General features: G+C 65.1%; 23 protein-coding genes. 18 read left to right on the forward strand and 5 right to left on the reverse strand.

Annotated features, from left to right (window positions below):
• Positions 1 to 85: 85 nt before the first annotated feature.
• Positions 86 to 1,027 carry a pyridoxal 5'-phosphate synthase lyase subunit PdxS gene (pdxS, locus tag ACOQFP_RS20365; RefSeq protein ID WP_206488411.1) on the forward strand — a complete coding sequence of 314 codons (942 nt, stop codon included), beginning with the start codon at positions 86 to 88 and terminating at the stop codon, positions 1,025 to 1,027.
• A gap of 10 nt (positions 1,028 to 1,037) precedes the next feature.
• On the opposite strand, the gene ACOQFP_RS20370 is transcribed toward pdxS, so the two are convergent.
• Positions 1,038 to 1,688 carry a hypothetical protein gene (locus tag ACOQFP_RS20370; protein WP_421585354.1) on the reverse strand — a complete coding sequence of 217 codons (651 nt, stop codon included), beginning with the start codon at positions 1,686 to 1,688 and terminating at the stop codon, positions 1,038 to 1,040.
• A 38-nt stretch (positions 1,689 to 1,726) separates the two neighbouring features.
• Between ACOQFP_RS20370 and ACOQFP_RS20375 the strand changes: the two genes are divergently transcribed.
• The 12 genes from ACOQFP_RS20375 to ACOQFP_RS20430 all read left to right on the forward strand — a co-directional run bounded on the left by ACOQFP_RS20375 (position 1,727) and on the right by ACOQFP_RS20430 (position 14,929).
• Positions 1,727 to 2,578: an acyl-CoA thioesterase gene (locus ACOQFP_RS20375; RefSeq protein WP_206488413.1), complete on the forward strand. Its 852-nt coding sequence runs from the start codon at positions 1,727 to 1,729 to the stop codon at positions 2,576 to 2,578.
• A complete protein-coding gene (gene pdxT, locus ACOQFP_RS20380; RefSeq protein ID WP_206488415.1) occupies positions 2,575 to 3,177 on the forward strand; it encodes a pyridoxal 5'-phosphate synthase glutaminase subunit PdxT in 603 nt (200 codons plus the stop codon). Before ACOQFP_RS20375 ends, pdxT begins: the two co-directional genes overlap by 4 nt.
• 86 nt (positions 3,178 to 3,263) lie before the next feature.
• Positions 3,264 to 4,022 (forward strand): YebC/PmpR family DNA-binding transcriptional regulator, encoded by a 759-nt coding sequence (locus ACOQFP_RS20385; protein WP_206488417.1) that lies wholly within the window; start codon positions 3,264 to 3,266, stop codon positions 4,020 to 4,022.
• A 109-nt stretch (positions 4,023 to 4,131) separates the two neighbouring features.
• Entirely contained in the window at positions 4,132 to 4,749 is a 618-nt protein-coding gene (gene ruvC / locus ACOQFP_RS20390) for a crossover junction endodeoxyribonuclease RuvC (protein WP_206488419.1), read from the forward strand.
• A complete protein-coding gene (gene ruvA, locus ACOQFP_RS20395; protein WP_421585355.1) occupies positions 4,746 to 5,351 on the forward strand; it encodes a Holliday junction branch migration protein RuvA in 606 nt (201 codons plus the stop codon). Before ruvC ends, ruvA begins: the two co-directional genes overlap by 4 nt.
• 54 nt (positions 5,352 to 5,405) lie before the next feature.
• Positions 5,406 to 6,434 (forward strand): Holliday junction branch migration DNA helicase RuvB, encoded by a 1,029-nt coding sequence (ruvB, locus tag ACOQFP_RS20400; RefSeq protein WP_421585386.1) that lies wholly within the window; start codon positions 5,406 to 5,408, stop codon positions 6,432 to 6,434.
• A gap of 137 nt (positions 6,435 to 6,571) precedes the next feature.
• Positions 6,572 to 6,970, forward strand: a complete 399-nt coding sequence (yajC, locus tag ACOQFP_RS20405; RefSeq protein WP_421585356.1) for a preprotein translocase subunit YajC — start codon at positions 6,572 to 6,574, stop codon at positions 6,968 to 6,970.
• A gap of 161 nt (positions 6,971 to 7,131) precedes the next feature.
• Positions 7,132 to 8,922, forward strand: coding sequence for a protein translocase subunit SecD (gene secD, locus ACOQFP_RS20410; RefSeq protein ID WP_421585357.1), 1,791 nt, complete (start codon positions 7,132 to 7,134; stop codon positions 8,920 to 8,922).
• Between the two features lies 1 nt (position 8,923).
• The gene (gene secF, locus ACOQFP_RS20415) at positions 8,924 to 10,105 is read left to right on the forward strand and encodes a protein translocase subunit SecF (RefSeq protein ID WP_421585358.1); all 1,182 of its coding nucleotides are present in this window, start codon (positions 8,924 to 8,926) and stop codon (positions 10,103 to 10,105) included.
• Positions 10,106 to 10,131: 26 nt separating this feature from the next.
• Complete coding sequence (locus ACOQFP_RS20420) at positions 10,132 to 11,838, forward strand: ABC transporter substrate-binding protein (RefSeq protein ID WP_421585359.1); 1,707 nt, start codon at positions 10,132 to 10,134, stop codon at positions 11,836 to 11,838.
• Entirely contained in the window at positions 11,835 to 12,374 is a 540-nt protein-coding gene (locus ACOQFP_RS20425) for an adenine phosphoribosyltransferase (RefSeq protein ID WP_206488432.1), read from the forward strand. Before ACOQFP_RS20420 ends, ACOQFP_RS20425 begins: the two co-directional genes overlap by 4 nt.
• Before the next feature lie 158 nt (positions 12,375 to 12,532).
• On the forward strand, positions 12,533 to 14,929 hold the full coding sequence (locus ACOQFP_RS20430; protein WP_421585387.1) for a RelA/SpoT family protein: 2,397 nt from the start codon (positions 12,533 to 12,535) through the stop codon (positions 14,927 to 14,929).
• Between the two features lie 67 nt (positions 14,930 to 14,996).
• On the opposite strand, the gene ACOQFP_RS20435 is transcribed toward ACOQFP_RS20430, so the two are convergent.
• On the reverse strand, positions 14,997 to 15,752 hold the full coding sequence (locus ACOQFP_RS20435) for a peptidylprolyl isomerase (RefSeq protein ID WP_241256457.1): 756 nt from the start codon (positions 15,750 to 15,752) through the stop codon (positions 14,997 to 14,999).
• 44 nt (positions 15,753 to 15,796) lie between these two features.
• Positions 15,797 to 16,660: a peptidylprolyl isomerase gene (locus tag ACOQFP_RS20440; RefSeq protein WP_206488438.1), complete on the reverse strand. Its 864-nt coding sequence runs from the start codon at positions 16,658 to 16,660 to the stop codon at positions 15,797 to 15,799.
• A 191-nt stretch (positions 16,661 to 16,851) separates the two neighbouring features.
• On the opposite strand from ACOQFP_RS20440, the gene ACOQFP_RS20445 reads away from it, so the two are divergent.
• From ACOQFP_RS20445 to ACOQFP_RS20455, 3 genes are read left to right on the forward strand one after another with little or no spacing between them, the layout of a single operon-like run.
• Positions 16,852 to 17,544: an MBL fold metallo-hydrolase gene (locus tag ACOQFP_RS20445; protein WP_421585360.1), complete on the forward strand. Its 693-nt coding sequence runs from the start codon at positions 16,852 to 16,854 to the stop codon at positions 17,542 to 17,544.
• Positions 17,545 to 17,546: 2 nt separating this feature from the next.
• On the forward strand, positions 17,547 to 18,818 hold the full coding sequence (gene hisS, locus ACOQFP_RS20450) for a histidine--tRNA ligase (protein WP_206488443.1): 1,272 nt from the start codon (positions 17,547 to 17,549) through the stop codon (positions 18,816 to 18,818).
• Positions 18,790 to 19,446, forward strand: coding sequence for a hypothetical protein (locus tag ACOQFP_RS20455; RefSeq protein WP_206488444.1), 657 nt, complete (start codon positions 18,790 to 18,792; stop codon positions 19,444 to 19,446). The genes hisS and ACOQFP_RS20455 overlap by 29 nt, the downstream gene beginning before the upstream one ends.
• Positions 19,447 to 19,453: 7 nt before the next feature.
• Here ACOQFP_RS20455 and ACOQFP_RS20460 read toward each other — a convergent pair whose 3' ends face one another.
• Entirely contained in the window at positions 19,454 to 19,924 is a 471-nt protein-coding gene (locus ACOQFP_RS20460; RefSeq protein ID WP_341244498.1) for a DUF3237 domain-containing protein, read from the reverse strand.
• A 124-nt stretch (positions 19,925 to 20,048) separates the two neighbouring features.
• Here ACOQFP_RS20460 and ACOQFP_RS20465 point away from each other — a divergent pair, with 124 nt between their 5' ends.
• The gene (locus ACOQFP_RS20465) at positions 20,049 to 21,077 is read left to right on the forward strand and encodes an Rv2578c family radical SAM protein (protein ID WP_206488448.1); all 1,029 of its coding nucleotides are present in this window, start codon (positions 20,049 to 20,051) and stop codon (positions 21,075 to 21,077) included.
• 11 nt (positions 21,078 to 21,088) lie between these two features.
• Here ACOQFP_RS20465 and ACOQFP_RS20470 read toward each other — a convergent pair whose 3' ends face one another.
• Positions 21,089 to 22,012, reverse strand: a complete 924-nt coding sequence (locus tag ACOQFP_RS20470) for a neutral zinc metallopeptidase (RefSeq protein ID WP_206488450.1) — start codon at positions 22,010 to 22,012, stop codon at positions 21,089 to 21,091.
• A gap of 167 nt (positions 22,013 to 22,179) precedes the next feature.
• Between ACOQFP_RS20470 and aspS the strand changes: the two genes are divergently transcribed.
• Positions 22,180 to 23,964, forward strand: a complete 1,785-nt coding sequence (aspS, locus tag ACOQFP_RS20475) for an aspartate--tRNA ligase (protein ID WP_206488451.1) — start codon at positions 22,180 to 22,182, stop codon at positions 23,962 to 23,964.
• Positions 23,965 to 23,969: the final 5 nt, after the last annotated feature.

Consider the following 23,969-nt stretch of genomic DNA (forward strand, 5'->3'; position numbering starts at 1 on the left):
TCGAGCATTCGTGGGAACGGCGGTGCGCACTCGCGCCAATCAGCCCGGAGCGCTGCGACAGCGTCGAAGAACACAGGAGTTTCGCTTGAGTACCCCACACGCATCCACCACGCCCGCCGCATCGGCCGAAGGCGGGGCGAGCGAGAACGGAGTCGGCACCGCGCGGGTCAAGCGAGGAATGGCCGAGATGCTCAAGGGTGGCGTCATCATGGATGTGGTCACCGCAGACCAGGCCAAGATCGCCGAGGACGCCGGAGCGGTGGCAGTGATGGCCCTCGAGCGCGTTCCCGCCGACATTCGCGCCCAGGGTGGAGTGTCGCGGATGAGCGATCCCGACATGATCGACAGCATCATCTCCTCGGTCAGCATCCCGGTGATGGCGAAGGCGCGCATCGGACATTTCGTCGAAGCGCAGATCCTGCAGAGCCTGGGCGTCGACTACATCGACGAGTCCGAGGTTCTCACTCCGGCCGACTACGCCAATCACATCGACAAGTGGAACTTCACCGTTCCTTTCGTCTGCGGTGCCACCAACCTCGGTGAGGCCCTTCGCCGAATCACCGAGGGCGCAGCCATGATTCGCTCCAAAGGCGAGGCCGGAACCGGTGACGTCTCCAACGCGACGACGCACATGCGCAAGATTCGCGACGAGATCCGCCGACTCACCTCGCTTCCCGAGGACGAGCTGTACGTGGCTGCGAAAGAACTGCAGGCCCCGTACGACCTCGTCGTCGAGATCGCCCGCGCAGGCAAGCTGCCCGTCACACTGTTCACCGCCGGTGGAATCGCCACTCCGGCCGACGCGGCGATGATGATGCAACTCGGTGCCGAGGGAGTCTTCGTCGGATCGGGAATCTTCAAGTCCGGCAACCCCAAGGAACGCGCCGAGGCGATCGTCAAGGCGACCACGTTCTTCGACGACCCGGATGTGCTGGCGAAGGTCTCGCGTGGCCTCGGCGAGGCAATGGTCGGCATCAACGTCGACGACCTCCCCGTCGGGCACCGGCTCGCCGAGCGCGGCTGGTGACTCCAACCCGCTAGCGGCGTTCGAGTGCCGGGCGGTCCGGATGGTCCCATCGGACCACGAAGTCCGTCCGCCCGGCCGAGGGGTCGAGGCTGTCGTAGTACTCGACCAGTGGGGCGCAGGTCCACTGGTCGGCCGGGTCTGTTCGTCGACGCAACGCGCCTTCGGACAGGCGCAGCTGCACCGACACGTCGACGTCCAGGCCCCGTCCGAGCAGCATCGGTCCGGCGATCAGGACGATCTGATTCGGTGCGGCGTCCACGCTGCGTGCGCGGGCGGAACGATCGGTCGACTCGTTCCACAGACGGGGGAGAAAGTGACCTCGGCCACCGGGTCGCATCGGAGCGATGACCTCCCTGGCCACGGCGTCGTAGTCGAACCACAGTGTGCGATAGCTCAATTCGTCGGTGCGTGAGTACTCGAATCGAATCGACGCAGGCCGGACGTAGTCGTGCAGGTCGACCACCGCCGCCGGACGCCCGTTCGAGCGAGCGTGTTCGGCTGTGCGCGTGGCGAACTCGACCGGCCGTGCGGCATCGGCACCATCGACCAGGACGATCGTTCGGGCACCGGCCGGGCAGGAGTCGACGATCGACTCGACGAGGAGATCGGGAAAGATCGGCACCGGTTGACCCACACCGACCATCTTGCCTGGTCGGTCCATTGTTAGCCTGGGCCCCTCAGGAAAGGTGGGCACAAGCCATGGCCAGCATCGAGGACATTCTCGAATTGGAGCGGATCGAGAACGACATCTATCGGGGACGGACCTTCCCGAGTCGACTACCCCGGACGTTCGGCGGCCAGGTCGCGGGCCAGGCGCTCGTTGCAGCGGTGCGCACGGTGGCCCCCGAGTTTCGCGTGCATTCTCTGCACGGCTACTTCCTGCGGCCCGGCAACCCCAACGAACCGGCCGTCTTCATGGTCGATCGGATCCGCGACGGACGGTCCTTCTGCACGCGCCGCGTGACCGGAATCCAGGACGGCAAAGCAATATTCACGATGTCCGCCTCGTTCCACGGGGACGACGACGGTATTTCACATCAGGACGTGATGCCCGACGTCGTGCAACCCGAGAGTCTGCCCGACCCCACCACCCTCGCCGAGTACGACCACTCGTACTACAAGGAGTGGTCCGAGTGGGACATCCGGCTCGTCCCCGGCGACCAGACCGTCAAGCATCCCAGTTTCGCAGCGCAGCAACGTGTTTGGTTCCGTTATCGAGACACGCTGCCCGACGATCAGGTATTCCACGTGTGTGCATTGGCGTACATGAGCGATATGACGCTGTTGGGATCGGCCAAGGTTCCCCACCCGGAGGCCGTGACACAGACCGCCTCGCTCGATCACGCGCTGTGGTTCCTTCGGCCGTTTCGGGCGGACGAATGGTTGCTCTACGACCAGACGTCGCCATCGGCCGATTTCGGGCGGGCCCTGACACAGGGACGGATCTTCGACACCTCCGGCCGTATGGTTGCCGCGGTGGTGCAGGAGGGGCTCATGCGTTTCGAGCGAAATCCCGAGAGCGCCAACATCGATCCCTTCGGACTGAAGTGAGCGCTCCGACCATCGGAGTTCTGGCACTGCAAGGCGACGTTCGCGAGCATCTGGTGGCGCTCGAGTCGAGCGGAGCGCACGGCGTCACGGTGCGGCGTCCCGCCGAACTCACGCAGGTCGACGGGCTGATCATCCCCGGTGGGGAATCCACGACCATGAGCAACTTGCTCGGGGTGTTCGACCTGCTCGACCCGTTGCGGGCCCGGTTGGTCGAGGGCATGCCCGCGTACGGATCCTGCGCGGGCATGATTCTGCTGGCGTCCGAGATTCTCGACACCAGGCCCGACGCGCGGCATCTCGACTCCCTCGATATCACTGTGCGGCGCAATGCTTTCGGACGTCAGGTCGACTCGTTCGAGACCGATCTCGACGTCATCGACATCGAGGGTGGGCCGGTGCGAGCAGTCTTCATCCGGGCGCCCTGGGTCGAGCGGGTCGGCGAGCACGTCGAGGTGCTGGCCGCCGTGCCCCACGGACCGGCCGCCGGACGGGTGGTGGCCGTCCGGCAGAACCACGTGTTGGCCACCAGCTTCCATCCCGAGGTCACCGGAGACGATCGAGTGCACCGACTCTTCGTCGACATGGTGCGCCGCCGCTAGGACCCGACGGACCAGGTCGGTCCCGAGCGCCTACCGGGCGAGTAAAGTCGACAACACTGATTTCGAGCAGGAAGGGGCGCTATCGCATGAGCGGCCACTCAAAATGGGCCACCACCAAGCACAAGAAGGCGGTGATCGACGCCCGGCGCGGCAAGTCTTTCGCCAAACTCATCAAGAACATCGAGGTGGCGGCTCGCACGGGTGGAGGTGACCCCACGGGCAACCCGACTCTCTTCGACGCCATTCAGAAGGCGAAGAAGACGTCGGTTCCCAACGACAACATCGAACGTGCGCGCAAGCGAGGAGCGGGCGAGGAAGCCGGCGGTGCCGACTGGCAGACCATCATGTACGAGGGCTACGGCCCCAACGGTGTGGCCATCCTCATCGAGTGCCTCACCGACAACCGCAACCGTGCCGCAGGCGAGGTGCGCGTGGCGATGACTCGCAACGGTGGAAACATGGCCGACCCCGGCTCGGTGTCGTACCTGTTCTCGCGCAAGGGCGTGGTGACCCTCGAAAAGAACGGTCAGAGCGAGGACGACGTGCTGATGGCCGTTCTCGAGGCCGGTGCCGAGGAAGTCAACGACAACGGTGACACCTTCGAGGTCGTCAGTGAGCCGACCGACCTCGTCGCGGTGCGGTCCGCGTTGCAGGAAGCCGGTATCGACTACGACTCTGCCGAGGCGAGCTTCCAGGCCTCGGTCAACGTTCCTGTGGACGCGGAGGGTGCGCGCAAGGTCTTCAAGCTCATCGACGCGCTCGAGGACAGTGACGATGTGCAGAACGTGTGGTCCAACGTCGACTTGTCCGATGAGGTCATGGCCGAGTTGAACGAAGAGGACTGACCGGCCCCGATGTCATCGAGGCACCATCGGACGGGTGTCGTAGCCCTGATCCGTCGGTACGCTCCGCTACGCTATCGAACAACAGTTCGTAAGCGGAAGGTGTGGTGGCGTGCGGGTGATGGGTGTCGACCCCGGTCTCACCAGGTGTGGGCTCAGTTTGATCGAGGGCGGGGTGGGCCGAACGGTGGTTGCGCTCGACGTCGACGTGGTGCGCACTCCCGCGGATATGGATTTGGCGCAGCGGCTGCTGCGGATCTCCGAGGCCGCGGAGTACTGGCTCGATACGCACACACCGTCGGTGGTGGCGATCGAGCGAGTGTTCGCGCAACACAACGTGCGTACGGCGATGGGTACCGCTCAGGCCGGTGGTGTCATCGCGTTGGCCGCAGCCCGGCGCGGCATCGACGTCTGTTTTCACACCCCCAGTGAGGTCAAAGCTGCGGTGACCGGCAACGGATCGGCCGACAAGGCTCAGGTCACGGCCATGGTCATGCGCATTCTCGGTCTGCAGACGGCTCCCACCCCCGCGGATGCAGCCGACGCTCTCGCCCTCGGAATCTGTCATTGCTGGCGAGCTCCGATGATTGCGCGGATGGCGAAGGCGGAAGCGATGGCAGCAGAACAGAAACGGAAGTACGACGCGCGTCTGGCCGAGGAGCGCAAGGCCCGCGCGGCAGTCACACGCAAGGTCGAGAAGTTGGCGAAGAAAGGGGCTGGCGCGCGATGATCGCATCGATCAGGGGCTCGGTGATCGACATCGCGCTCGACCACGCCGTGCTCGAGGCTGCAGGTGTCGGGTATCGAATCAGCGCCACGCCCGCAACACTGGCCACTCTGCACCGGGGAAGTGAATCGACCCTGTTGACCACGATGATCGTCCGCGAGGACTCTCAGACGCTCTACGGCTTTCCGGACACGGAGTCCCGCGAGCTGTTCGAGCTGCTCCTGACCGTGTCCGGCGTCGGTCCACGAATCGCGATGGCCACGCTCGCCGTACACGAGCCCGATGCCCTGCGAACAGCTCTGGCCGACAGCGATATCGGGGCGTTGACCAGAGTGCCCGGTATCGGGAAGCGCGGCGCAGAGCGGATGGTCGTCGAACTTCGCGACAAGGTCGACGCAGTCGTCGGCCGCACCGGCAGCTCGGTCGTGCCCGGCTCCGGGGCCGGTAACTCCATGCGTGATCAGATCGTCGAGGCGTTGATCGGGCTCGGATTCCCGGCCAAGCAGGCCGAGGAAGCCACCGATGCGGTGTTGGCCCAGCAACCCGAGGCCACCACCTCGACGGCATTGAGATCGGCGCTCGCGTACCTCGGAAAGTCCAGGTAGGTCGACGTGACCGAGGACGACCAGTTCGCCGACTCGCAGTTGGGTGCGGACGCGATGTCCGACGATCTGGATGTCGAGACGAGTCTGCGTCCGAGGAATCTCACCGACTTCATCGGGCAACCCCGAGTGCGTGAGCAGCTTCAACTCGTACTGTCCGGCGCCAAGATGCGCGGCGGTACTCCCGATCACATCCTGATGTCCGGGCCGCCGGGGCTCGGGAAGACCAGCATGGCGATGATCATCGCAGCCGAACTCGGAACCTCGCTGAGGCTCACGTCCGGTCCGGCGCTCGAGCGCGCGGGCGACCTGGCCGCAATGCTGAGCAATCTCGTCGAAGGCGACGTGCTGTTCATCGACGAGATCCATCGCATCGCCCGACCGGCCGAGGAAATGCTCTACCTGGCGATGGAGGATTTTCGAGTCGACGTCATCGTCGGCAAAGGGCCAGGAGCGACGTCGATACCGCTCGAGGTCGCACCGTTCACTCTCGTCGGTGCCACTACGAGATCAGGTGCGCTGACCGGACCGCTGCGCGATCGCTTCGGCTTCGTGGCGCACATGGACTTCTACGAGCCGAGCGAACTCGAACGCATTCTCATGCGATCGGCAGGCATTCTCGGCGTGCCGATCGATCGGGACGGGTGCGCGGAGATCGCCGGGCGCTCACGCGGCACCCCGCGTATCGCAAACCGATTGCTTCGGCGAGTTCGTGACTATGCGGACGTGCGAGGAGACGGCAGCGTCACCCAGAGCATCGCCAAGGCCGCACTGGTGGTCTACGACGTCGACAAACTCGGACTCGACCGCCTGGACCGCGCCGTGCTGAGCGCGCTCATCCGCAGCTTCGGCGGGGGACCGGTCGGAGTGTCGACGCTGGCGGTGGCCGTCGGTGAGGAAGCATCGACGGTCGAGGAGGTCTGCGAGCCCTTCCTGGTCCGAGCGGGAATGGTCGCGCGTACACCGCGAGGACGCGTTGCGACCGCGGCAGCATGGCAACACCTGGGATTGACCCCGCCTGCGGACCTCGCAGTAGGGGGAATTTCTGTCCGATCTGCGGAGATTCAGCAGGGATTATTCGAGTGAATCGGGTATAAGAGGACACGAACGGACCGGGCCGGTTCCCGGTGATGGCACACTGGGTAGCTGCGAGGCTCGCACCGGCGACATCGCGCACGAGACAATGACGACTTTCGACCCGAACTTCGAGGACTGACCTTCCGATGGATTTGCTGTTTCCGCTGCTGATCGTGGCCCTTCTGGTACCGCTGTTTCTCAATGCGCGTCGACAGAAAAAGGTGCTGGCCAAGACCACCGAAATGCAGGAGTCGCTGAAGGTCGGCGACGAGATCGTCACCACGGCCGGTCTCTACGCCCGCATCGTCCTGGTCGAGGACGACACCATCGACCTGGAGATCGCCGACGGCATCATCACCACCTGGTCGCGGGCAGTCGTGCGCGAGGTACTGCCCGACGGCTCGGAGTTCGACGACACCGACTTCGAGACGGACACCGCGAACCTCGAGACCAACGCCAGTTCGGGACCGTCGCTGAACAAGACCGATGTCGGCGGGCCCGACGAGACCGTCGAACAGACGTCGAAGCGGCTCGAAAAAGAGTGAGCATCCGTTGATTCGAACCGCTGTCGGACAGAATCCGGCAGCGGTTTCGTCTGCGGTGACACAGATGGTGCACAATCGCACCGCTTGCCGCTGACAATCCGAGTCGACGCGAGCCCTGTAGGAACCGATACTTTCCACCGCCCAGAGGAGAATCACACACCGTGGCACCTTCCAGCGGACCGGTGCGTCCCGCCCGCTATCTCGCCGTTTTCGCGGTGTTGATCGCAGCGGTGTACGCCCTGGTCTTCTTCACCGGAGACAAAGAACCCTCGCCGAAGTTGGGAATCGACCTTCAGGGCGGCACGCGCGTGACCCTCACCGCGCGAACCCCCGATGGCAATGCGCCGACGCAGGACAGCCTGAGGCAGGCCCAGCAGATCATCCAGACCCGCGTCGACGGTCTCGGTGTTTCCAACTCCGAGGTGGTCATCGACGGCGAGAACCTCGTCATCACGGTGCCCGGTGACGACAGCTCCCAGGCGCGCACCCTCGGCCAGACCGCGCGACTGTTCATCCGACCGGTACTGGGATCGGTCGCTCCCTCGGCAGGCCAAGAGACGAACCCGGGCCAGACGTCCACCGATCCGTCCCCTTCCACCGATCCGACCGCTCCGGCCGCGTCCACCGATCCGGCGGCACCCACAGCTCCCGCGGATGCTCCCCAGAATCGAGTGTTCCCCGCCCAGGATCCGTCGACGGTCGATCCGACGCCCTCGACCGATGCACCGGCCACCGAGGCACCCGCAACCGGTGCACCCGCCACCGGTGCACCCGCCAGCGATCCGGCCAACGATGCGTCGTTGTCCGACGCGGATCGCGCAGCGCAGGAGATCGCCGACGCTAAGGCACTGCGACAGAGCGAAGACCCGCAGATCCAGCAGCTGGCCATGCAGTCCCTCGACTGCAATGCAGCCGACCCACTCGCCGGCAACGATGATCCGGCGCTTCCTCTCGTTGCCTGCTCGACCGACGGGACGGCCGTCTACCTGCTCGGCCCCACGATCATCGACGGGCAGCAGATTGCCGATGCGACCTCAGGTTTCGACAGCCAGCAAGCCCAGTTCCAGGTCAGCCTGACCTTCGACTCGGAAGCTTCGAACACCTGGGCACAGTTCACCGCCGCGAATCTGCAGAAGCAGGCCGCATTCGTGCTGGACTCGAAGGTGATCAGCGCGCCGGTGATTCAGGGCGTGACGCCCGCCGGTAGCGCCACCTCCATCACCGGAAACTTCAACGCCCAGACCGCCTCGGAGTTGGCCAACACACTGAAATACGGCTCGCTGCCGCTGTCGTTCGTGTCCTCCGAAGCCGAGACAGTGTCGGCGACGCTGGGATTGGCCTCGCTCGAAGCGGGTCTGATCGCCGGAGCCATCGGACTGCTGCTCGTGTTGGTCTACTGCCTGCTCTACTACCGCGCCCTCGGCTTGCTGACCGCTCTGTCGTTGATGCTGGCAGGTCTGGTCGTCTACGGGATCATCATCCTGCTGGGCAGATGGATCAGTTTCACCCTCGACCTCGCCGGCATCGCCGGATTGATCATCGGTATCGGTATGACCGCCGACTCGTTCGTGGTGTTCTTCGAACGCATCAAGGACGAGATCCGTGAGGGTCGCAGCTTCCGGTCCGCGGTACCCCGTGGTTGGGCGCGGGCGCGAAAGACGATCCTGTCGGGCAACGCCGTCAGCTTCATCGCCGCAGCCGTGCTGTACGTGCTGGCCGTAGGGCAGGTCCGCGGCTTCGCCTTCACCCTCGGACTGACGACGATCCTCGACATCGTCGTCGTGGTCCTGGTGACGTGGCCGCTGGTGTTCATGGCGTCGAAGTCGAAGTTCTGGTCCAAGCCGTCGGTGAACGGTCTCGGTGCCGTCCAGCAGATCGCGCTCGAACGCAAGCGCGCCGCCAACAAGGCGCTCGCCGTCAAGACCGGCACCACGCCGTCGAAGGAGGCATGACATGTCGGATACGAGCACGTCGACCCCGTCGCCCCTCGACGATTCGGGTGTCGATCAGTCGACCCAGCCCAAGCACAGTTGGTTGTCCAGGCTGTACACCGGTACCGGTGCCTTCGACATCGTCGGTCGTCGCCGGTTCTACTACATCCTCACCGGTGTCATCGTGCTGGTGTGCCTGCTGAGTTTCCTCGTGCGCGGCTTCACCCTCGGTATCGACTTCGAGGGCGGAACCCGCATCGCGCTGCCCGCCGCCGACAACATCTCCACCGAGCGGGTCGAGGCCGTCTTCAACGACACGCTCGGGACGGATCCGGTGTCGGTACAGACCGTCGGCTCGGGGGCGGCAGCGACGGTGCAGATTCGCTCCGAAGCTCTCGACCCCAGTGAAGTGGACAGTTTGCGGCAGGCGTTGTTCCAGGCTTTTCAGCCACAGGACAACAGCGGCACCGCAACGCCCAATGCCATCAGCGTGTCCGATGTCAGTGAGACCTGGGGGAGCCAGATCACCCAGAAGGCGCTGATCGCCCTGGCGGTGTTCTTGGTCATCGTCAGCATCTACATCGCGATCCGATACGAGCGAGACATGGCATTCGCTGCCCTGGCTGCTCTCGGTTTCGACTTGGTCGTCACCGCGGGCGTCTACTCGCTCGTCGGATTCGAAGTGACTCCGGCGACGGTCATCGGCTTGCTGACGATTCTCGGCTTCTCGCTGTACGACTCGGTGGTGGTGTTCGACAAGGTCGAGGAGAACACGCGCGGCATCCTGAATCTGCATCGAAAGACGTTCGCGGAGCAGGCCAACCTCGCGGTCAACCAGACTCTGATGCGCTCGATCAACACGACGGTGATCGGTGTGCTTCCGGTGCTCGCGCTCATGGTCATCGCCGTGTGGCTCCTCGGGGTCGGCACACTGAAAGACCTGGCGCTGGTACAGCTCGTCGGCATGATCGTCGGTGCATATTCGTCGATCTTCTTCGCCACCCCGCTGCTGGTGACACTCAAGGAGAAGTGGGGGCCGGTCGCCGCGCACACTCGGAAGGTGCACTCCAAGCGAGCGGAGGCCGCTGCTCGCGCAGCCGGACTCGCGCCGGAGCCGGTGGCCGTCGGAGTGTCGACCACCAAGGGGTCGACCCCGCAGCCGGGAAACCGACCTACCGGAAAGCGAAACAAGAAGCGACGGTAGACAGCCATTCTCGACTGGGACGGAGCGTGCACGTGAAACGCAGGTGGAGCGCAGCACTGGTGGCAGCCAGCGCTGCGGCAGTGTCCATCACCGCGTGTTCGCCGGCCGGGGACAAAGTGCCCTCGATCGGCTATTCGTTCGACAATGTCGTCGATACGTACAACGCGCGAACCGTCGACGGCGCGTCCTCGGGGGCCAGACAGGCGTTCACCCGAGTGCAGGTGGGCTTCAACTACCTCGGTCCCGAGGGAGGTGCGCTCTCGGACAACGACATCGGCACCGAGACTGTCGTACCCGGGGACACGTTGACCGTGCAGTACTCCATTGCCCCGGCCGCGACCTACTCCGACGGTGCCCCGATGGCCTGCGACGACCTGGTCCTTGCCTGGGCGGCGAACAGCGGCCGATTCGCCACCGATCGCCCCATGTTCGACGCGGCATCGACGGCGGGTTACTCGGACATCGACCGGATCGACTGCGTCCCCGGTGGCAAGGAAGCCACGGTCGTGTTCGCTCCGGGGCGCAACTATCAGAACTGGCGCGCGCTGTTCGGTGCCACCGATCTACTGCCCGCACACGTCGCCGCTCGGGCTGCCGGAGTGCCGAACGTCGTGGATCCGATCCTGGCCGACGACACGGATGTCGTGAGTCGGATCGCCGACTTCTGGAACACCGGGTGGACCCTGACGCCGGGCTCGATCGACACCTCGTTGCTGCCCTCGGCCGGGCCGTATCGAGTCGAGTCGTACACCGAGGAGGGCGGTCTCGTTCTCGTCGCCAACGATGCCTGGTGGGGAATTCCGCCGGAGACCGAGCAGGTCGTCGTCTGGCCCCGGGGCACCGACGCCGCGGCGAAGGTGGCGGACGGGTCCCTGGACGTGATCGATCAGGGCACCGGTGCCTTCGACGCCGTCGGTGAGACCGAGGGATTCGCCACCACCTCGCAGCCGTCACGAGGCGTCGAACAGTTGACCTTCGCCACGACGGGGGCGCTGGCCGAGGCGAGCGCGCGCCGGGCGGTGGCCGCGTGCATCCCGAGATCTGATCTGTTCGACACCCTGGGACACCCCGGCTCGCAGGCAGCGAGTGCCGGTCTCGGTTCGGGCGTTGTCGATGCCCGGCTCGTCGAGCCCGACACGCTGCAGTATCCATCGGTGGCAACGGTGATCGGTGATCGCTATCAGCGCTCGAATCTGGATCAGGCGAGCAAGGAACTCGCCGCTGCAGGCGAGAGTGCCCTGACCGTCCGGGTCGGGTACCGGGCCCCGGACGCGCGCCGCGCCCAGGAGGTGAGCCGGATGGCCACCGACTGCGCGGCTGCGGGCATTACGATCCAGGACGCGAGCTCGACCGAGTTCACCCCGTCTGCTCTCCGCGACGGCGAGGTCGACGCGGTTCTCGGCAACACCGGTTCGCTACCGGGACCCTCGGGTTCGGCTTCCGGAGTACTCGCACGATATTCGCTGCGGACGGGGATAGGCCTGAACTTCGGTGGTTACAGCAACGGCAGGATCGACGCCATCGTCGATCAATTGGCCGTGACCGACGATCCGGAGCGGATACTGGCCCTCGCCACCGAGGGCGAGAACATTCTGTGGAACGACATGCCGTCGCTACCGCTGTACAACGAGCCGCGGACCACCGTCATCAGTGACGGAATGCAGGACGTGGTGGCCAACCCGACGGCAGCAGGTGCCGGATGGAACATGGATCGGTGGGTTCTTCTTCGATGAACGAAACAGCAGACGGATCGGGCGCAGCCGCTGCGGTAGCTCGGCTGACGCGGTGGGTGGAGGACTTTCCCGTTCCCGGTGTGCGTTTCGGTGATCTGACGCCGGTGTTCGCCGATGGCCCTGCGCTGCGCACGGTGGTGTCGGAACTGGCACGGGGATTCGGCGATGTCGATCTGGTGGCGGGCATCGATGCACGCGGGTTTCTGCTGGGTGCAGGCGTGGCTCTCGAACTCGGCTGCGGGGTGCTCGCGGTGCGCAAGGCCGGAAAATTGCCGCCTCCGGTGCACACTCGGGCCTACGATCTCGAATACGGCACCGCCGAGTTGCAGATCCCGACGGCGATCGACGTCGCCGGACGTCGGGTGTTGGTGGTGGACGATGTGCTGGCCACCGGCGGTACCGTCGACGCGACAGCACGGCTGTTGGCCGATCAAGGCGCGGTGATAGTCGGCGCGTCCGTCGTTCTCGAGATCGGAGCCCTGAACGGACGCGACAGGTGCAGCGGCTACCCGCTCGACTGCCTGGTTCGTGTATGAGGACTAAAGTCTGTATGTAGTGCGATCACCGGATACGTCCGGCGACAGTGTGGAACATGTGGCAGGAGGTGATGAGAGTGACCCGTTACATCGATCAGCCCTTGCCTGATGGGTCTGCCGTCCCCGAGCGGTCGGACACCGCCGAGCGGACCGAGGACGTGGCAACGGCAGCCGATGAGGCCGTGACCACGTCCGGGACCGAGTCGGCAGTGGGGTCCGCGGATGCGCGCCCGTCCGCCGCAGCCCCACGGGTGCCGAACGACGCCCAGGCTCCGTCCGGGACGCGTAGTTCGCCGCCGGTGCCGACGTCGGCTTCGCGACGGGTGCGTGCACGTCTGGCGCGTCGCATCACCGCCGGCCGCAGCGCAGCGGTCAAGCCGGTGCTCGAGCCGCTGGTCAGCCTGCATCGTGAGCTGTACCCCAAAGCCGATCTCGCGCTGCTGCAGCGCGCATACGACGTCGCCGACGAGCTGCATGCATCGCAGATGCGTAAATCCGGCGATCCGTACATCACCCATCCGCTTGCCGTGGCGAACATTTTGGCGGAGCTGGGAATGGACACCACCACCCTGGTGGCGGCGCTGCTGCACGACACCGTCGAGGACACGGGTTATTCGCTTGCCACGTTGACCGAAGAATTCGGCGACGAGGTGTCCCATCTGGTCGACGGCGTGACCAAACTGGACAAGGTCGTGCTGGGGACCGCGGCCGAGGGCGAGACCATCCGCAAGATGATCATCGCGATGGCGCGGGATCCCCGAGTGCTGGTCATCAAGGTCGCGGACCGACTGCACAACATGCGTACCATGCGTTTTCTGCCACCGGAGAAGCAGGCGCGAAAAGCGAAGGAAACGCTGGAAGTCATTGCGCCGCTTGCTCATCGGCTCGGAATGGCGACGGTCAAATGGGAACTGGAGGATCTGGCGTTCGCCATTCTGCACCCCAAGAAGTACGACGAGATCGTGCGCCTCGTCGCGGACCGGGCACCGTCGCGCGACACCTACCTCGAAAAGGTACGAGCCGAGATCAACGCGACCCTGTCTGCGTCGCGAATCAGCGCGGTGGTCGAGGGCAGGCCGAAGCACTACTGGTCGATCTATCAGAAGATGATCGTCAAAGGTCGCGACTTCGACGACATCCACGACCTCGTGGGCGTACGGATTCTGTGCGACGAGATTCGCGACTGCTACGCCGCGGTGGGCGTCGTGCATTCGTTGTGGCAGCCCATGGCCGGCCGCTTCAAGGACTACATCGCTCAGCCACGCTACGGGGTGTATCAGTCGCTGCACACCACGGTGATCGGCCCGGAGGGTAAGCCACTCGAGGTGCAGATCCGCACCCGGGACATGCACCGGACGGCGGAGTTCGGAATCGCCGCGCACTGGCGGTACAAGGAGACCAAGGGTAAACACTCCCAGGACAACACCGAGGTCGACGATATGGCGTGGATGCGCCAGTTGCTCGATTGGCAGCGGGAAGCCGCCGATCCTGGCGAGTTCCTCGAGTCGCTGCGATACGACCTCGCGGTCAAGGAGATCTTCGTCTTCACGCCCAAGGGAGACGTCGTCACGCTGCCCGCAGGCTCGTGTCCGGTCGACTTCGCGTATGCGGTGCATACCGAGGTGGGCCATCGGTGTATCGGTGCCCGGGTCAACGGTCGACTCGTCGCGCTCGAGCGCACTCTGGACAACGGTGAAGTGGTCGAGGTGTTCACCTCCAAAGCCGCATCCGCCGGCCCCAGCCGCGACTGGCAGGGATTCGTGGTGTCGCCGCGGGCGAAGACCAAGATTCGCCAGTGGTTCGCGAAGGAACGCCGCGAGGAAGCGCTGGAGGCAGGTAAGGACGCCATCGGGAAGGAAGTACGCCGAGGCGGACTTCCGTTGCAGCGGTTGATGAATGCCGAATCCATGTCCGGGATCGCGCACGAACTGCGTTATGTCGACGTCTCTGCGCTCTACACCGCCGTCGGTGAGAACCATGTCTCTGCGCAGCACGTGGTGCAGCGCCTGGTGGCCCATCTCGGTGGTGTCGGCGACGTCGAGGAAGAACTCGCGGAACGGTCGACCCCGTCCACCATCCCGACGCGGCCGCGTCAGGTCGGCGATGCCGGAGTGCTGGTCACCGGGGCGGAGGGCATCGTTGCCAAACTCGCCAAGTGCTGCACCCCGGTGCCGGGCGACGAAATCCTCGGATTCGTCACCCGCGGTGGGTCGGTGAGCGTCCACCGCACCGACTGCACCAACGCCCGTTCGCTCGAGGAGCAGTCCGAGCGGTTCATCGAGGTGCAGTGGGCGCCGTCGGCCTCGTCGGTGTTCCTGGTCGCCATTCAGATCGAGGCACTCGACCGGCACCGGCTGCTCTCCGATGTCACCAAAGCGTTGGCCGACGAGAGAGTCAACATCCTCTCGGCGTCCGTCGCTACCTCGGGAGACAGGGTGGCGATCAGCAAGTTCACCTTCGAGATGGGAGATCCCAAGCATCTCGGTCACGTGTTGAACGTCGTTCGCAACGTCGAGGGCGTGTACGACGTCTATCGGCTCACGTCGGCAGCCTGAGAACACACCACACGGGAGAGAGGGTGAGCGATGTTTCTGCTCACCCTCTCGCACCGCCCGATATGAGCTACGCCGTTGCTGATTCGATGATCACCGGGTCCGCAGGCGCACCGTCCTCGGAGCCTCCGGCCACCCCTGCCGCCGCGATGGCGTCGAGGGTCTGCAGACCACTCTCGGAGATGGTCCCGAACACGGTGTACTGCGGTGGCAACACCGAATCGGCGTACACCAGGAAGAACTGACTGCCGTTGGTATCCGGTCCGGCGTTGGCCATTGCAAGCGTCCCGCGCGGGTAGACCACTGGATTCTGCGCCTGACCGGGATCGTCGGCGTACGCAGTCGTCGGGTATTCGTTGGCGAAGCTGTATCCCGGACCGCCCCGACCGGATCCGGAGGGATCACCGCACTGCAGCACCTCGAGACCCGGTGACGTCGTCAACCGATGACAGGGCGTGCCGTCGAAGTACCCCTGCTGAACCAGGCTCAGGACGCTGTTGACCGTGCAGGGGGCCTGCGTCCGGTCCATGGTGATGTCTATCGGACCTCGAGAGGTCGACAGCGCCACATCCACGGTTCCGAACACGTCCACATTGTCCGTCGGAGGTGGGTTGACCTCCTTCGCGGCAGGCGGCTGTTCCGGATACGCACAGGACACCACGTCGGTCGTCGGCTGCGGCACGGCCGGCAGTGCGCCGAATCGAGACAAATCCAGAACCGGGGCCTGCGACTGTCGAGGCGTCGTCGCCTGAGGGGTCGTCGTCGATGAGGACGTTGCGGCCGGTACGGCAGAAGGCTCCGACGACGAAGAACAACCTGCCAACATCAGCGCCGCGGCCGAAACTGCGACCACGAGCGAGGAGGTTCGGTTCACAAATCGCTCACTATGTTCGTGACGTCGACGGGCTCCGCGGGCGGTCCGTCCGATCCGCCGCCCTGCACTCCCTTGGCCGCGATGGCGTCGAGGGTCGCAAGTCCGGTCTCGTCGATGGTGCCGAATGCGGTGTAGGCAGGCGGCAGTTCCGAGTCGCCGTAGACGAGGAAGAACTGGCTGCCGTTGGTTCCGGGACCCGCATTGGCCATCGCCAACGTCCCTCGCGGGTACGTGATCGGAGTTTGCGCCGCGGGGTCGCCCTCCGCGAAGGTATCGGTGGGGAATTCGTCGGCGAACTGGTAACCCGGCCCACCCTGTCCGGTGCCGGTGGGATCGCCGCACTGCAGAACCTTCAGACCGGGGCCAGTGGTCAGCCGGTGGCAGGTGGTGCCGTCGAAGTATCCCTGATTGGCGAGCGAGACGAAGCTGTTCACGGTGCACGGCGACTCGGGGTTGTTCAGTGTCAACCCGATGTTGCCCGCCGTGGTCTCCATGCTGTAGCTCAGTGGTTCGTCACTGGTGGGCACGTTGTCGGTGCGCGGGGGTGTGTTCTCCTTGGCCGCAGGCCCGGCCGCGGCCGGGTACGAGCAGTTCACCGTCTCGGGTAGCGGTTCGGTGCGTCCCGATGCGATGAGGGAGTCGGCGGAGGCCGAGGTGGTCGACGCCGAAGCGGTGCTCGCATCGTCGTCTCCTCGGGTCACCACGTACACGACCGAGACCACTGCCACGACCGCGACGACACCGAGGATGGAACCGGCGATCGTCAATTGCTTACGACGCCGCGCGCGCTCTGCGCGGCGTACGAGTTGGCGTTCGAGCTTTCGTTTGGCAGCCTCGCGCCGTTGCTCGTTGCTGGGCAATTCGTGTTCCTCCCACTTGTCCGAAGATCGACCTCGCCCGCTCGCTGCACGGACCGATCAGGTGGTACCGGCCGATAATCGGCCAACGCGAGTTTGCCATTGCTGCCTGAGAGCATGCTGGGGGGACCCGATCGGAACGGTCCCACTAAGCTTGGTCGGTACTTCGGCCTCAGCCTTTAGGAGCGATTGGTTTGCTCGTCACCGGATTCCCCGCAGGGATGTTTCAGACGAACTGTTACATCCTCGCCCAGGACGACGCGTCCGAGTGTGTCATCGTCGATCCCGGCCAGGACGCCGCGGATCCGCTGATCGACTTTCTGACGCGGTCCTCGCTGACTCCCACGGCGGTATTGCTCACGCATGGCCACCTCGACCACACGTGGTCGGTGGAACCGATCTGCCAGAAATTCGGCATTGCGGCGTACATCGCACCGGAGGATCGGTACATGCTGTCGGATCCGGTCAAGGGGACGGGTCCGGCGTTGGCCGCCGTGCTGGGCGATGCCGAGTTTCGCGAACCGGACGAGGTGATCGAGCTCGTGGACAGGCAACAGCTCGAGCTCGCGGGAATCGAGTTCACGGTGATTCACACCCCTGGGCACACCCAGGGTTCGGTTGTGTTCCTCAGTCGGGCGGACGGCCCGGACGGCTCGGTCCCGTTGGCGCTGACCGGTGACACGCTCTTTGCCGGATCCATCGGAAGAACCGATCTGCCGGGCGGCGACCACGACCAGCTCTTGCGGTCCATCGCGTCCCGGTTGTTGCCGCTCGACGACGCCACCGTGGTACTTCCAGGGCATGGAGGCCAGAGTTCGATCGGTCAGGAGCGCGGGTCCAATCCTTTCCTCGTTGGACTCGGCGACCCCGATCACGGGAAGGTGTGACCGTGAGCAAGCCGACCGCCTTTTCTGCGCCCAAGGGCATCCCTGATTACTTTCCGCCGCACTCGGCCGAGTTCGTCGCGGTACGGGAAGGGCTGCTCGATGCCGCCCGTACCGCCGGCTACGGCCACATCGAACTGCCGATCTTCGAGGACACCGGGCTGTTCGCCCGTGGAGTCGGGGAGTCGACCGATGTGGTGAGCAAGGAGATGTACACCTTCGCCGACCGTGGCGACAGATCGGTGACGCTGCGTCCCGAGGGGACCGCCGGAGTCATGCGTGCGGTGATCGAGCACGGACTGGACCGGGGGGCTCTGCCGGTCAAGCTGGCCTACGCCGGGCCGTTCTTTCGCTACGAGCGTCCGCAGGCCGGCCGGTATCGGCAACTTCAGCAGGTGGGAGTCGAGGCGATCGGCATCGACGATCCGGCTCTGGACGCCGAGGTCATCGCCGTGGCCGATGCAGGCTTCCGAGCCCTCGGGCTCACCGGATTCCGGCTCGAGATCACTTCCCTCGGCGATGACACGTGTCGACCACAGTATCGAGAGCTGTTGCAGCAGTTCCTCTTCGCGCTCGACTTGGACGAGGAAACCCGTCGGCGCGCCGAGATCAATCCGCTGCGGGTGCTCGACGACAAGCGGCCGGAGGTGCGCGCGATGACTGCCGACGCACCGCTGATGCTCGATCACCTCTCGGTGTCGGCGAAAGAGCACTTCGACGAGGTGCTGGCCTACCTGGACGTGATGAACGTTCCGTACCTGGTGAATCCGCGCATGGTGCGCGGGTTGGATTACTACACCAAGACGACGTTCGAGTTCGTGCACGATGGTTTGGGCGCGCAATCCGGTATCGGCGGCGGCGGGCGCTACGACGGCCTGATGGAGCAGCTGGGGGGACAGGCGCTGTCGGGTATCGGATTCGGTCTCGGCGTCGATCGAACCGTTCTCGCCCTCGCCGCGGAGGGCAAGACCGCAGGAGCGACCTCGCGGTGCCAGGTTTTCGGCGTTCCGATGGGGGCCGATGCAAAGCTGACGATCGTCGACATCGCGGCGCAGTTGCGCGAGCGAGGTATCGCCGTCGACATGGCCTACGGAAACCGCGGCATCAAGGGTGCCATGAAAGCCGCCGACCGCTCCGGAGCACGCTATGCACTGGTGTTGGGCGAGCAGGAGTTGGCGGCGGAATCGGTTCTGGTGAAGGACCTCACGAACGGCGAACAGGACACCGTTGCGTTGGCCGACGTGGTCGATGCTCTCGGGACGCGCCTTGGCCGGTGAACCTCGGCCCGGGCCCGGTCCGATAGCTCTGGATCTGGTCTCTGCGGACCTCTTGGCACCGAAACTGCGCAAGGTCGTGCTCGGTGCGCTCGCGGTAGCGATCGTGCTCGCCGTCGTCTTGGCGCTGTTCCTCCCGATGTGGGTGGCAGTTGTCGTCGGCGTTGCGGTGGGTGGTCCGGTCGTGGTGTCGGGCTGGCTGGGTCTACGCCGCAGGGTGTGGCTCGACGGATCCCGATTGTGCTCCCGGGGTATACGAACCCGCAGGCTGAAGATGCCCGAGGTGGTGACGGCCGAGCTGACCGTGCGGACGGCCCGAATCGACCAGATCTCGTTGCGGCTCTACGACGGACGCACCCGAATCGTCGTGCCGTTGGCGCTCTACACCAACGGTGGCGGCCGCGAACTGCCGATTCTGGCGTTGCGGACACTCGCCGACTCGCTGTGGACCACCGAGCTGGTACCGGCCGCGGCCATCGCCTCGGTACTGGTGGATCAGTTGCGAGCCGAGGCACGAGATGCCGGACTCGACGAGCGGCCGCTCTATCGCGCGATCGATCTGGTGCGCAGCAAGGGCCGCACTCCGCAGGCGACGCTCACCGACCGGGAGGTCGCTCGGCTACTCGACTGAGCGGTGGTCAGGTCACCAGGAATGCATCGAGCACGACGGCCCCGGCCGATCGTGATCCGGAGGTGACGACCAGCGCCCGGTTGAGATAGGCGAATTTCGGAACCGCCGTTGCCACCCGCAGTGTGCCGCGGAAGTAATAGGTTGCGGGGTCCACTTCTCGATCGGGATCACCGAGTGCCTCGATGATCTCGGCCGGGCCGAATTGAACTCCGCGATAGTCCAGTGAGAGGTAGCCGCCGGTAGCGAGTTCGAGGACGAGGTCGCTGCTGAACTCGGTGCACCCGTCGGGCCGCGTCACACTGACGACGGTCGACCCGGCAGCAAGAGTCCCCTCGATGTCCGGGCCGGGGGCGGCACCGCCGAGCACGGTGGTGACCACTCGCTCACCTTCGGGCACCGAGCCGATGTCGAGTGCGGGGCCGAGGGTCAATCCGAGTCGCAGAATGGGTTCGAGCGTCGGTGTGTTCGGGGCGGTCACGGTGGTGCACTCCTAGAATCGACTGAGGGCCTACGCTATCGCCCTTCGGCGACCACGACCGATCGGGTATCGGCGACCCGGTGCCGACCTTGACACGGGATAGAACACATGTTCGACTGTGTGTATGCGATGGGCCGGTCAGAGTCTCGATGCCGCCGATGACGGCGCGCTACCGGGTCTCGAGCGATCGGGGCTGGTCCGTAGCGTGCAGACACCGGAGTTCGAGGGCATCACCTTCCACGAGGTGCTGTGCAAGAGCGCGCTGAACGAAGTCCCGGGCGAATCGAGGTTACCGTTCTCGTGGACGGTCAACCCGATGCGTGGGTGCTCGCACGCGTGTCGGTACTGCTTCGCCCGGCCCACACACGAGTATCTGGATCTGGACTCCGGCAACGACTTCGACTCTCAGATCGTTGTCAAGACGAACGTGGCTGCGGTGCTGCGCAAGGAACTTTCCCGCAGATCGTGGAAGCGCGAGCCGGTCGCACTCGGGACCAATACCGACCCGTACCAGCGGGCGGAGGGGCGTTACCGCTTGATGCCGGGCATCATTCGTGCGCTGACCGAATCGGGGACACCGTTCTCGATACTCACCAAGGGCACACTGTTGCGTCGCGATCTACCTCTGCTGACCTTGGCTGCCCAGCAGGTGGACGTACATGTCAGTATCAGCCTCGCCATCCACGACGCCGATCTGCAGAAGCAGCTCGAACCCGGAACACCCAGTCCCCGAGCACGATTGGACCTGATCCGCGCTGTCCGAGACGCAGGTCTCGAGTGCGGTGTTCTGGTGGCACCGGTGATCCCCTTCCTGACCGACGGTGCCAAGCAACTCGACGGACTGATCGGGGCACTGGCCGAGGCGGGAGCGACGACTGTGACGGCGCTTCCGATGCATCTACGGTCGAGCACCAAGGACTGGTACATGAACTGGCTCGTGAAAGAACATCCTGCGTTGGTACGCAGATACCGCCAGCTGTACGGGCACGGGGCGTACGTGACCCCGGAGTACAAGCGGTGGCTCGCAGCGAGAATCGATCCGCTGCTCGACACCTACGGGTTCGCCGCCGAACAGACCCGCCCGTTGCCTGCGAACGAGCCTGCCGAATCGCGCGAGTTGGTGACCTCGGGTCCGGCTCTCACCTTGTTCTGACCGGTGCCTGTTCAGGGGTTGTCGAGATCGCGCGCCGAGAACGTGTCACATGCCGACACCTGTCCGGTCTGGTATCCCGTGGCGAACCAGGCCTGACGCTGAGCTGACGAGCCGTGCGTCCAGCCCTCGGGGTTGACGCGACCGGTCGACGCCTGCTGGATCCGGTCATCGCCCACCGAGGACGCAGCCGAGAGGGCGTCGTCGATATCGGTACGGGTCAGCGGCTCGAGAAAGGGCACTCCGGTGTCCGGGTCGACGATGTTCGACGCGTAGTGCGCCCAGATGCCGGCATAGCAATCGGCCTGCAATTCCACCCGGACGCCGCCGGACTCGGGCCCCTGTGGATCGGTCTGCGCTCGCCCGATATCGCCCAGCTGGTTCTGGATGTGGTGGCCGATCTCGTGCGCCACGACGTACTCCTGGGCCAGGGGGCCACCGCTGGAGCCGAATTGGTCCACCAGTACCTGGAAGAAACTCGTGTCGAAGTACGCCGTCGAATCGGCCGGGCAGTAGAACGGCCCGACGGCGCTGGTGGCGTTACCGCAACCGGTGTTGATCGAACCCGAGAACAGTCGCACCGGGGGTTGGACGTAGGCGACACCGGTCTGGGACTGCAGCTGCGATTCCCACACGGTGTCCAGGCTCGATACCGTGAACCCGATACGGCAGTCGATCTTGCGGTTCGCGTCTGCCTCAGTGTCACAGCCCTCCAACGTCCCCGATGCTCCGGTGTCCACCTGACCGGCGGAGCTGTCGCCGCCACTGATCTGATTGAGAATCGAGCCCGGATCGCCACCGAACAGCAACGCGAGAACGATGACGACCAGGCCTCCCGCACCGCCGCCGATGGCCAGTTTGCCGCCCCGTCCGCCGCCCCCGCGGCCGCCGACGGACACTCGGCCCCGTTCCATCCGCGAACCTTCTCTGAAGGTCATGTCCGAGATCCTCTCCGCCCGTGCCCCGCTGTGGTGGGGACCGAAATCGCCACTGTCGGCCATAGCTTCGCATGCGGGGCACGATCTCGTTTCCTTCTACGGTCATGTCCTCCGTAGGATCGGTCAGCGAAGAACACGATCAACGGATTTTTCTCGAAAGGACACCCGTGCTGCGCACCCACCTCGCCGGCTCATTACGCCCCGAGCACGTCGACCGAACCGTGACGCTGACGGGATGGGTGGCCCGTCGACGCGATCACGGCGGAGTCATCTTCATCGACCTACGGGACGCGTCCGGTGTCTCCCAGGTGGTCTTCCGAGAGGGCGCAGCACTCGAGCAGGCCCACCGGCTTCGCTCCGAGTACGTCGTGAAGGTGACCGGCAAGGTCGAGGGGCGTCCGGAGGGCAACGCGAACTACGAGATTCCCACCGGTGCGATCGAGGTCGAAGCAACCGAGATCGAGGTGCTGTCCGAGGCTGCGCCGCTGCCGTTCCAGCTCGACGATCAGCCGGGCGAGGAAGCGCGTCTGAAGTATCGCTACCTCGATCTGCGTCGTGAGGGACCGGGGCGTGCGATCCGCCTGCGCTCGCACGTCAACGCCGCAGCCCGTTCGGTGCTCGCCCATCACGAGTTCGTCGAGGTGGAGACGCCGACGTTGACGCGATCCACTCCCGAGGGTGCACGCGACTTCCTGGTTCCGGCGAGGTTGCAGCCCGGCAGCTTCTACGCACTGCCGCAGAGTCCGCAGCTGTTCAAGCAGTTGTTGATGGTCGGCGGCATCGAGCGGTACTACCAGATAGCTCGCTGCTACCGCGACGAGGATTTCCGCGCAGACCGCCAACCAGAGTTCACCCAGCTCGATGTCGAGATGAGCTTCGTCACTCAAGACGACGTCATGCTGCTGGCCGAGGAAATTCTGGCTGCGCTGTGGAAACTCGTCGGGCACCACTTCACCGCGCCGATCCCGCGGATCACGTACGCCGAGGCCATGCGTCGTTACGGTTCGGACAAGCCCGATCTCCGATTCGACATCGAACTGGTCGAGTGCACGGACTTCTTCTCCGAGACCACGTTCCGTGTGTTCCAGGCTCCGTACGTCGGTGCGGTCGTCATGCCCGGCGGCGCGTCGCAGCCGCGCAAGCAGTTGGATCGCTGGCAGGAATTCGCCAAACAACGTGGACACAAGGGCCTGGCCTACGTTCTCGTCGGTGAGGACGGCACTCTGGGTGGCCCGGTTGCCAAGAACCTGACCGATGCCGAGCGCGACGGCCTCGCCGCGCACGTCGGTGCGAACAACGGCGATGCGATCTTCTTCTCCGCGGGTCCGGTCAAGGCCTCGCGCGGATTGCTCGGTGCCGTGCGCGGCGAGATCGCTCGTAAGCTGGACCTGATCGACCCCAAGGCCTGGGCGTTCGTGTGGGTCGTCGACGCTCCGCTGTTCGAGCCCACGTCGGACGCCACTGCCAGTGGTGACGTGGCCGTCGGATCCGGTGCTTGGACCGCGGTCCACCATGCGTTCACCTCGCCGAAGCCGGAGTCGATGGACACCTTCGACACCGACCCCGGTTCTGCTCTGGCGTATGCCTACGACATCGTCTGCAACGGCAACGAGATCGGCGGCGGCAGTATTCGTATCCACCGCAAGGACATTCAGGAACGGGTGTTCGCGATGATGGGTATCGGCAAGGAAGAAGCTCAGGAGAAGTTCGGCTTTCTGCTCGATGCCTTCAGCTACGGGGCACCGCCGCACGGCGGCATCGCGTTCGGCTGGGATCGCATCACCGCCCTGCTCGCAGGTGTGGATTCCATCCGTGAGGTCATTGCGTTCCCGAAGTCCGGCGGCGGCATCGACCCGTTGACCGACGCGCCGGCACCGATCACGCTGCAGCAGCGTAAGGAATCGGGCGTCGACTTCAAGCCCGAGAAGAAGGAAGAACCGGCCGAGGCCTGAGAAGA

It is taken from the genome of Rhodococcus sp. MALMAid1271, assembly GCF_049195265.1.
Classification (GTDB): domain Bacteria; phylum Actinomycetota; class Actinomycetes; order Mycobacteriales; family Mycobacteriaceae; genus Rhodococcoides.

Excerpts from the sequence above, each read along its gene's own strand:
- ACOQFP_RS20370 (WP_421585354.1), bottom strand. The coding sequence starts at position 1,688 with ATGGACCGACCAGGCAAGATGGTCGGTGTGGGTCAACCGGTGCCGATC.
- secF (WP_421585358.1), top strand. The coding sequence starts at position 8,924 with ATGTCGGATACGAGCACGTCGACCCCGTCGCCCCTCGACGATTCGGGT.
- ruvB (WP_421585386.1), top strand. The coding sequence starts at position 5,406 with ATGTCCGACGATCTGGATGTCGAGACGAGTCTGCGTCCGAGGAATCTC.
- ACOQFP_RS20375 (WP_206488413.1), top strand. The coding sequence starts at position 1,727 with ATGGCCAGCATCGAGGACATTCTCGAATTGGAGCGGATCGAGAACGAC.
- ACOQFP_RS20425 (WP_206488432.1), top strand. The coding sequence starts at position 11,835 with ATGAACGAAACAGCAGACGGATCGGGCGCAGCCGCTGCGGTAGCTCGG.
- ACOQFP_RS20455 (WP_206488444.1), top strand. The coding sequence starts at position 18,790 with ATGCTCTCGGGACGCGCCTTGGCCGGTGAACCTCGGCCCGGGCCCGGT.
- ACOQFP_RS20385 (WP_206488417.1), top strand. The coding sequence starts at position 3,264 with ATGAGCGGCCACTCAAAATGGGCCACCACCAAGCACAAGAAGGCGGTG.
- yajC (WP_421585356.1), top strand. The coding sequence starts at position 6,572 with ATGGATTTGCTGTTTCCGCTGCTGATCGTGGCCCTTCTGGTACCGCTG.
- ACOQFP_RS20470 (WP_206488450.1), bottom strand. The coding sequence starts at position 22,012 with ATGACCTTCAGAGAAGGTTCGCGGATGGAACGGGGCCGAGTGTCCGTC.
- ruvA (WP_421585355.1), top strand. The coding sequence starts at position 4,746 with ATGATCGCATCGATCAGGGGCTCGGTGATCGACATCGCGCTCGACCAC.
- ACOQFP_RS20465 (WP_206488448.1), top strand. The coding sequence starts at position 20,049 with ATGCGATGGGCCGGTCAGAGTCTCGATGCCGCCGATGACGGCGCGCTA.
- ACOQFP_RS20435 (WP_241256457.1), bottom strand. The coding sequence starts at position 15,752 with ATGTTGGCAGGTTGTTCTTCGTCGTCGGAGCCTTCTGCCGTACCGGCC.